Source organism: Methylorubrum subtropicum (assembly GCF_038442325.1).
In the GTDB taxonomy this organism is placed as follows: Bacteria; Pseudomonadota; Alphaproteobacteria; order Rhizobiales; family Beijerinckiaceae; genus Methylobacterium; species Methylobacterium subtropicum.
The window spans coordinates 1-9,237 of the sequence record NZ_JBBXMW010000046.1 but is presented as its reverse complement, the minus strand read 5'-3'; the positions used below and the strand labels follow the sequence as shown (position 1 = coordinate 9,237).

The window sequence follows — 9,237 nt, the reverse complement described above, 5'->3', positions numbered from 1 at the left end:
GATTTCCTGGCCGGCCGCGAGCGCGTAGGAGATGCCCGCGACGACGCGGTCGGCGCCGCCGCCCTTCGCCTCGACGACGCGGTCACCCGCATTGTCGACGACGTAGGTGTCCGAGCCCGCCCCGCCGGTCAGGATGTCCGCCCCGGCTCCGCCATTGAGGACATTGTTCGCGCCGTTGCCGGTGATCGTGTTGACGCCTGTGTTGCCGGTGCCGTTGACGGCAGCGGTGCCGATGAGCGTCAGGCTTTCGATATTGGCCGCCAACGTGAAGCTGACGGAGGAGCGGACGGTGTCGGTGCCGGCATTGGCGGCCTCGATCACGAGGTCCCCGGCATTGTCGACGACGTAGGTGTCGGAGCCGGCCCCACCGCTCAGCGTGTCCGCGCCCAGGCCGCCGTCCAGAACGTTGGCGTTGCCGTCACCCGTCAGTTTGTCGTTGCCGGAACCAGTGACGACGTTCTCGACGTTCCGCACGCGGTCGTCGGCCGAGTTCGCGTAGGTGACGGTCGCGTAGGTGGCGCCGTTGAGCACGACCGTGACCGCCGATGCGGCGAAACCGTAATCGACCGTGTCGATGCCGGCGCCGCCATCGATCGTGTCGGCACCGTCAGGGATGTAGAAATCGCCGGGATCCCACACGTCGGCGACAAGAATGTCGTCGCCGTTCCCGCCGTTCAGCGTATCCGCCCCGAAGTGGCCGATCAGCGTGTCGCTGCCGTCCCCTCCTGAAAGGATGTCGTCGCCAAAGCTGCCGTCGAGGGTGTTGGCAAGCGTGTCGCCGGTCAGGGTGTCCGCTGAGAAGGCGCCGATGACGTTCTCGACGTTCTTGATCTTGTCCTCGACGACGCCGCCGACGGACACGCTGGCGTAATTCGCACCATTGAGGGTCACCGAGATCGAGGTGTAGTAGCGGGTGTTGTAGTCTGCCGTGTCGTTTCCAACACCCCCATCGATCGTATCGGCGCCCGATCCACCCTTGATCGTATCGTCGCCGGCATACGTCTCGATCGTGTTGGTTCCGTTGGAGAAGATGAGCGTGTCGGCGAACTGCGTTCCCTTGAACGTGCCGGCTCCGGCATTCTGGGCACCGAAGATGAAGGCGTCGAAGCCCGACAGGGTCGCGACCACCTTGCCGTTCAGCAGGATGGCGTTGGTGGTGTAGGTATAGGCGTAGCCGGCATCGGAGTTGGCGACGAAGCTGAGGGTGTTGTGGCCGCTGCCGCCCTTGATGCTTGCCGGCGCCGTTAAGGTTTCGGTCGAGCCGGCGACATAGATGATGTCATCGTTTGCGCCCGCGTCGATCACGTCCCTGCCGCCGAGCGTGAACGCGATGAGGTCGTTGCCGTCGCCCCCGGTTGCGGTGTCGGATCCCCTATACAGACGGATCTCGTCGTCGCCTGCTCCGGCGTCGATCGTGTCGCTGCTGGTCCCATAGAGCCTGAAGATGTCCGAGGAGGCGCCGCCGGTCGCCTTCAGGCGGGTCGATAGGGAGGCTTCAACGTACAGAGCTTCGATCGAACTGCCCGTGGCAACCGTCTTGCCTCCGATCGTGAGAACCAGATTCTCCGCGACCGCCACGCTCACGTCGCCCGTATCGGCGACGTCGGAGTTAGACACACCGAAGCGCAAGGTATCGAAACCCGTGCCACCGATCAGGGTATCGACGGCGGCGTCGATCTCGCCGCCGCGCAAAGGATCGAGAATCAGCGTGTCGTCGCCGCTGCCGCCGTCGAGCGTGTCCTTGCCAAGACCGCCGGACAGCAAGTCGTTGCCGGCGCCCCCCGACAGCCTATCGTCGCCCTTGGTCTCGGCACTCGTGCCTCTCAAGCCGTCGGCGTCGCCCGAGATTGTATCGTCGCCGTCGCCGCCGTCGACGATGTCGTTGCCGCCGCTGCTTGCAATGACGTCGTTGCCTGTGCCGCCATCGATCGTGTCGTTGCCGAAAGCGGAATTAAGAATGTCGTCGCCGCCGTCGCCGTAGAAGGTTTCGTCCGCCGTGAAGGGGACGTACTGGCTGGAATGGGCGATCCGGTCGTTGCCGCCGCCGCCGCGCACGACGTTCTTGCCGTCGCCGGGATTGATGATGTCGTCGCCCGCGCCGCCGGTGACCGTGTCGTCGCCCGCGCCCGAGTTGATCGTGCTGCCGCCGTCGCCCGCCGTGATCGTGTCGTTGCCGGACCCGGTCGAGATGAAGCCGAAATCCTCGACGTTGAGGACCTTGCCCCAGATGCCGAGCGAGATGGTCGGCGAAATCTTGAGCGTGAAGCTGTCGGTCGCGCCCGACAGATCGAAGGAGGCATAGTCGTGCCCCTCGCCGCCGTCGATGTCGACGAGCCCGGTGCCGCTGTCGATCCAATCGTCGCCGCCGAGCCCCTTGAGCACGTCGTCGCCGCCGTTGCCGTCAATCTCGTCGTCCTTGGCACCGCCCGTGACCGTGTCGGCGCCGGCGGCCCCTTTGAAGACGAGATATTCTGCGTTCTTGACGACAGCCGTCGCCGCGCCGTCGACGAACACCGTGCTGTTCGCCGTCAGCGTGAACGTGACGGCCAGGGAACTCGACGGCTTGTACCTGTCCGTGAAGTCCAGCTCGATCGTGTCGTCGTCCGAGCCGCCATCGGCGATGTCTCCGAGGCTCGCCGACCTGATGACGAGCCAGTCCTCTCCGACGCCGCCGTAGAGCTTGTCCGTGCCGGGGCTGGGGCGGAACTCGCTGTCATCGACGAGCAGGTCGTCGCCCCCCTCGCCGTAGATCGCGTCGTCGCCGGTGTCGCCATACACCGAATCCTGACCGTCGCCGGCGTTGACGATGTCGTCACCGCCGGACATCGCGAAGGTCTCGTCCGCGGTTGTTCCGGCAACATTCTCAGAGCTGCTATCACCGTAATATGTACCGTTGTACCAATATCCGGCCATCACGAATCCCCGTGACCCAACCCCAAGACACGACCAGTTGTTAACTGCGCGCGGAAGTCGCTACAACTCTCCAAATAGGTAGGTTTGGCCTGGCCGGTCGGCTGTGGGCCAAGTCGGGCAAGAATTACAACCTAGTCTGGAGAGGCAAATCCGCCCTTGTTGCAAAAGCATGACGAGGATCTGGCAGATCCAGGGCAGACATAAAAAGAACGAATCAATATACAGGCGACGGGTTTCGTCGTTCGAGATTCTCCGAGCGGCGCTGTTGCTGATGAAGCCAGCCACGCGGGAGCATGGAGTTGCGATCAGGCCACACGCGGGGCCGCCGGCTGCGAGGCGGGAGCCCGCGACGACGCGACCGCGGACATCCCGGATCGGAGCATCGTCCCGAAAGGTGGCCGTCGGCTTTCGGAAAAAAGCCGATGCGGCACAAGGATCGAGCGCATCGCCGAGGCGGGTGAGGACGTTGCCGCTTCCGCAGCCGACGTCTCAGAGCAGCCCCTGAAGCAGGGCGATCGCCACGGCCTGCGCCCGCGTCGCCGCCCCCAGGCGCTTCTTGGCCCGCTCGACGTGGAAATGCGCGGTGGCCCGGGTGACACCGAGCCGCTCGCCGATCTCGGCATCGCCCAAGCCCTCGGCCACCAGGGCAAGCCCCTGTCGCTCGCGCTCGCTCAAGGCCGGGCGGCTCGTCGTCCTGGCGCCCTTCCGACGCAGCATCCGCGCACGGGCGAAGGCCGTCAGCGCCACGGAGACGGTCGCGGCGCGGGCGGCGGCGTCGAACCGATCGAGCCGGGCAGCGGCGAGGCTCGCCACGCCGAAGCGCTCGCCGGAGGGGGCCTGCGGATCGTGGACCGGGATGATGAAGCCGTCGCCCCAGCCGAACTCGGCGGCCGCCGCGAAGATGTGCGCGCTGGCGCCCGGATGGCGCGCCTGCACCTCGCGCCACGTGAACGGCTCGGTCGTCCGCGCGGCTTCGGCGACTGCGATGTCGTCGGCGGCGAAGCCTTGGCGCGCGTAGAGTTCCAGCCATTCCCGCGGCCAGTCGAGGAGCAGGAACGGTTCCTGCGCGTCGCTGCCGGTGCCGCCCTCGACGGCGCAATCGGGAATGAATCCGACCGCGTAGGTGGAGAAGCCCTGGGCCTGTATCGCCCGGCGGAAGCGCGCGTTGAGGGCGGGCAGGGTGTCGGCACCCGCGATCTCCGCTCGCAGGGCGGTCAGGTCCGGCGATGTCGAGGTTGCCATGCCCGGTGAATCCCCGCGCGATGCCGTGCGGCTCTCTCGAAAGCCGGGTCTCGCAACGGGAGATGATCTAACGGGAGAGGGGCCGTGATTTCAACATCGATGAATGTCCGCGCCGGGACCGCATGCGAAATCTGAGTTCTCGCTCGACGAGCTTGTTGATGCCGCTTCTGCGTCGAGGAAAACGCCGCGGCGCCGGCCCGGCCACGCTGCGGACATGCGGGAGCGGAGCCGCCGTCCTCACGGCAGCGCTCAGATCAGCACGAAATCGTGGACGGTCAGGACGGCCTTCGTATCGATGACGGCGATCTGGAGCGCCGCAGCCTTGCCGCTGCCGTCGGCGTCGTAGGACAGCACGCCGGTGTCGTGGTTGTAGAGCAGGCGGTCGTCCGCCTCGACCTTGGCGTTCGTGACGTCGTGGAAAGTCGTCTTCAGGTTGGCGGCGCTCACCCCCGTGAACAGTGCGGCCTTCAGGGCGATCGTGTCGTCGGCGACGTTGAAGTCCTTGATGTGATCGACCTGCCCGCCGTTCGGGCTCACGTCGAACACGAAGGTGTCGCGGCCCGCGCCGCCGATCAGCACGTCGGCACCGGCCCCGCCCTTGAGCGTATCGTTGCCCGCGCCGCCGTCGAGGCGGTTGGCCGCCGTGCTGCCGACGAGCGTGTCGCCGAAGCCCGAGCCCACCACGTTCTCGAGATGCGTCAGCGTATCGGTGCCCGCGCCCGTCGCGGTGCCCTTGGTGAGATCGACCGTCACGGCACCCGCGGCCGAGGCGAAGCTCGCCGTGTCGGTGCCGGCGCCGCCGTCGAGCCGGTCGTTGCCGAGGCCGCCGTCGAGGATGTCGTCGCCCGCGCCGCCCTGGAGGACGTTGGCGTCCCTGCTTCCGGTCAGGCGGTCGGCGAGGCTCGAGCCGGTGGCGTTCTCGATCGACACGAGAGTATCGCTGCCCGCCGCCCCTGTGCCGCGGCCGGCGGCGAGATCGACGGTGACACCGGCCTTGCCGGTGGTGAGGCTGGCGTAACTCACCGTGTCGATGCCGAATCCGCCGTCGAGCCGGTCGTTGCCCGCGCCGCCGTCGAGGATGTCGTTGCCGGCCCCGCCCTTGAGGATGTTGGCGCCCCCGTCGCCCGTGAGACGGTCGGCGAAGGCCGAGCCGGTCACGTCCTCGATGCCGCTCAGCGTGTCCCGCTCGCCGGGGCCGATCTGCACGGCGCCGGTGCGCAGGTCGAGGATGAGCGCGGCCGCGGCCTTGCCGTAATCGGCGAGATCGTGCGCGCCGTCGCCGCCGATCAGCGTGTCGTTGCCGGTCCCGCCCCGCAGGACGTCGTCGCCGGAGCCGCCGGCCAGGATGTCGTTGTCGCCGCCGCCCTCCAGCACGTCCGCGTCGGCCCCGCCCTCCAGGCGGTCGTTACCGGCATCGCCCTGTAGGGTGTCCTTGCCGTCGCCGCCGCGCAGGGTGTCGTCGCCCGCCCCGCCCACGATCGTGTCGTCGCCCCCCGATCCGTCGATCACATCGCGGCCGCCCTTGCCGTCGAGGGTGTCGTCGTCGGCGCCGCCGTCGATGGTGTCGGCCCCGGCCCCGCCCTGGATCTCGTCGCGGCCGATGCCGCCGAGCAGCGTGTCGCCCCGATCGTCGCCGAGGATAAAGTCGTCCCCGCCGCGCCCGTCGAGCTTGTGTCCGTTCGGGTCGTCTGCCTGAAGGATCCAGAACGATAGACTGTCGTCGTACTCCGTGCCGATCAGAACCTCGATCCCTTTGACGGCGAAGAAGTGGTCCGGGTCGGTTCCAAGGAACGACAGCGTGCCGTTCCTGTCCGTGAAATCCACGCTTGCGACACCCTTCGTCAGACGGCTGAGGTCGAGGGTATCGATGCCCGCCTCCCCGTAGATGCCGGCCGCGATCGCCAGATGCGTGTCGAGTGCGGCGACGTCCTTCAGGATCAGCACGTCGTCGCCCGCACCGCCGGCCAGCTTGACGTAGCCGGAGGCGGCTTCGATCGTATCCTTGCCCGCGCCGCCGTTGGCGTAGGCGAACCGCGCATCCGCGTCCAACCCTGAATTCGGCCCGGCCAGCGTGATGCGGTCGTCGCCCGCCCCGGCATAGATCCTGTCGGATCCGCCGCCGCCCTCGATCGTGTCGTTGCCGGCCGCGCCGAGGATCGTGTCGTCGCCCGCCCCGCCCTTGAGGGTGTTGGCGCTTTTGTCGGTCGCCGCCTGGAGATAGGCGTCGAGCGCGGCCTTGTCGCCGGAGCCGGCGAGGTAGGCCCGCAGCGCGTCCGGCAGCGGCTTGCCGGCCACCAGGGTGTCGTCGCCCGCGCCGCCGAGCAGCGTGTCCGCCCCGTCGCCGCCGACGAAGGTGACACCTTGCGCGCCCGCGATCATCCGGTCGTCCTTGGCGGCACCCAGCACCACCGAGAAACCGGCGATCTTGTCGACGCCCTCGCCGGTGGCGAGTCCCGCCGTGAGATCGACCTTGAGCGCCGCACCCGCTCGGCTCAGGTCGAGCGTGTTGCGGCCCTTGCCGCCGTCGAGGGTGTCGTTGCCTGCCCCGCCCCGGATGGTGTCGTCGCCGTCCCCGCCGGTGATCGTGTCGTTGCCGCCCTCGCCCGATAGGGTGTCGTTGCCGCCGCCGCCGGAGATCGTCTCCGCATTCCCGGTGCCGGTGACCACGTCGTTGCCGAGCCCGAGCCGCAGCGTCTCGATGCTCTTGAGCGTGCCCGCGACGGCGCCCGCGCCGGTCAGAATGGTGCCGGTCTGCAGGTTGATCGTGAAATCGACGCCTTTGTCGATCACGCCGCCGTTGCTGGCCGTCTTGTAGTGGAAGGCGGTGAGGTCGAGGGTGTCGGTGCCCGCGCCGCCATCGGCCAGGAAGGGTTGCGAGGTGTCGAGCAGGCCGCCCTTGAAGGTCGGCGCCATCGACAGCACGTCGTCGCCGCGCCCGCCATAGAGCTTGTCGAAGCCGCCTCCGCCCTCCAGCACGTCGTTGAAGACGGTGCCGACATATTGCTCGTCCTTCTCGGTGCCGACGAGATGCACCGCCTTCTCGCGGATGTCGTAGATCTGGGTGTAGTCGCCCTTGGCCGTCGCGATCCGCAGCATCACCCGGTTGTCCGGCAGCGGGTATCCGTAGACGGAGAGGATCGGTAAGCCGCCGATCCGGGCCGCCTCGTTGAACAGCACCTGCGTCCCGCCGAGACCCGTATCGGCCGCATAGACGATCGGCTCGCCCTCCTCTCCCTTGCCGGCCATCTCGCCGGACTGACCGGGCCGGCCGATCAGCAGGTAGGCCGCCGTGGGCGATTCCACCGGAACGATGTCGTGAAGCGGGCCGCCATAGACACGGCCGAAGGCGGTGTCGGCCTCGAAGGTCTCGGGCAGATCGACCGTCGTGCGCAGGCTGCCGTCGGCGCCGAAGGTCGAGAGGAAGCCGCCGAGGTGATGCGGATAATAGGCCGCCTCGGCGTTCACCGTATCGTTGTGGATCTCGGGATGCGCCAGCAGGATCTCGCTGCGGGTATAGGCGACCGCGAAGCCGCCATCCTCCAGCGCCTTGACGCGCGGTGCCGTATCTCCGTGGCTCGCCCTGTCGTAGTAGCTGTGATAGGTCTGACCGAGCACGGTTCGCGCGCCGGCCTTGCCGGACGCGTCGTAGGTCTGCGCGACGATGTCGTGGCGCTCGATGTATCCGAGATAAGCGAGGGTGCCGGGGGCGCCGGCCGCCTTGTCCGTTTTGGTCACCTCCTCACTGACCACGACGTAGCCGCCGCCCTTCAGGGCGACGGAGGCGATGGCGACCACGGTCTTGTCATCGGTCGCCTTGAGGCTCTCGCGCTTGTATCTGCCGGATTGACCGGGTGTGAACTGGAGGCGCTCGAACGAGTACGAGCCGAGTCCCGCGCGCTGGGCCGTGACGACGATGTCGCCGTTCGTCAGGGGTGAGACGGAGAGATTGTCCACTCCGCTGGAGCCGAGGCCGTAGCCGTTCGTTACGAGGGTCGCGGCGCTGCGCGTGCCGTCCGGATGAATCGAGCGGTAATAGACACGGCATTCCAGCTTGTCGGCGACGCTGCCGAAATACTCGGCCCAGAGAACGCCCGTGTCCCCGTTCGGCAGGCTGAAGGCCTCCGGCGTGCTGCCGACGACGCTTTCACTCGGGTGGTTCGCGATCTCGCTGACGCTGAAGAGCACACCGCCCGGATCGACCCCGGCGACGTGGATGCCCTTCGCGGTCAATTGTCCGACCGCGTCGAAGCGGTCGATCGTCACCGATGTCTCGCCGACATTGACTCTGACGAACCCGCCGGAGGCCAGCGGCGTCAGCGCCCCCTCGATCGGATCGGAGGTCGCGGTCAGCGTCGTCATCGAAGGGCCTCTTCCCGCTCAAGATTGCGCTGGCCGCGCCGATCGCCGCCGCTAAGGCGACGAAACCTGTCGATCGGCCGCTTTTAGAGATGCCGGAGCGGCGGATCTACTCCCCATTCGGATAGGCGGAAGTTCTCGTCGGCACCGGGCCGGCGATCCGGCATGATATGGGCATGTCCATGAAACCTCGACGTGGGACATGAGTTCGTGTTTGCTGAAAACTATGAAGTAGCGCAGGTATTTCATCCTGATTGTAGACAACAGGCAGCAGCGTGACTTCATTATATCTGCGTTGCGTACGCCGCGGCACGTGACGCGCAGGGAAGTGTTTGCCGATGGCGCGAGCTAGAGCATCGGCCCGAAAGGTGGGAACCGGCTTTCCGAAAAAAGCCGATGCGGCACAAGAACCTAGCGCATCGGCCCGAAAGGTGGATACCGGCTTTCGGAAAAAAGCCGATGCGGCACAGCAACTTAGACAATCGCCCTTGATTTCATATCCAGGACGATTGTCTAAGGAGGCGCCCAAATGGCGCCTTTCACGAACTCTCACGCGATCAGGAAATCGGCGTGGGTCAGCACGACCTTCGTATCGATGGTCGCGAACTGCACCGCCGCCTTCGAGCCGCTGCCGTCGGCGTCGTAGGACAGGGCACCCGTCGTCTTGTTGTAGAGGATGCGGTCGTCGCCATCGACCTTGGCGCCCGATACGCTCAGGTCCTTGAA

General features: G+C 67.0%; 3 protein-coding genes. All 3 read right to left on the bottom strand.

Features of this window, described 5'->3' with window-relative positions; genetic code table 11:
• A partial coding sequence (locus AAHG03_RS26905) for a beta strand repeat-containing protein (RefSeq protein WP_342154928.1) occupies positions 1-2,826 on the bottom strand: 2,826 nt, incomplete at its 3' end.
• A 576-nt stretch (positions 2,827-3,402) separates the two neighbouring features.
• A complete protein-coding gene (locus AAHG03_RS26900) occupies positions 3,403-4,155 on the bottom strand; it encodes a helix-turn-helix transcriptional regulator (RefSeq protein WP_342154926.1) in 753 nt (250 codons plus the stop codon).
• A 249-nt stretch (positions 4,156-4,404) separates the two neighbouring features.
• Positions 4,405-8,514 (bottom strand): hypothetical protein, encoded by a 4,110-nt coding sequence (locus AAHG03_RS26895; RefSeq protein WP_342154924.1) that lies wholly within the window; start codon positions 8,512-8,514, stop codon positions 4,405-4,407.
• Positions 8,515-9,237: the final 723 nt, after the last annotated feature.

What these genes read in the sequence shown, in the direction of transcription:
- AAHG03_RS26900 (WP_342154926.1), bottom strand. Translation starts at nt 4,155, where the DNA reads ATGGCAACCTCGACATCGCCGGACCTGACCGCCCTGCGAGCGGAGATC.
- AAHG03_RS26895 (WP_342154924.1), bottom strand. Translation starts at nt 8,514, where the DNA reads ATGACGACGCTGACCGCGACCTCCGATCCGATCGAGGGGGCGCTGACG.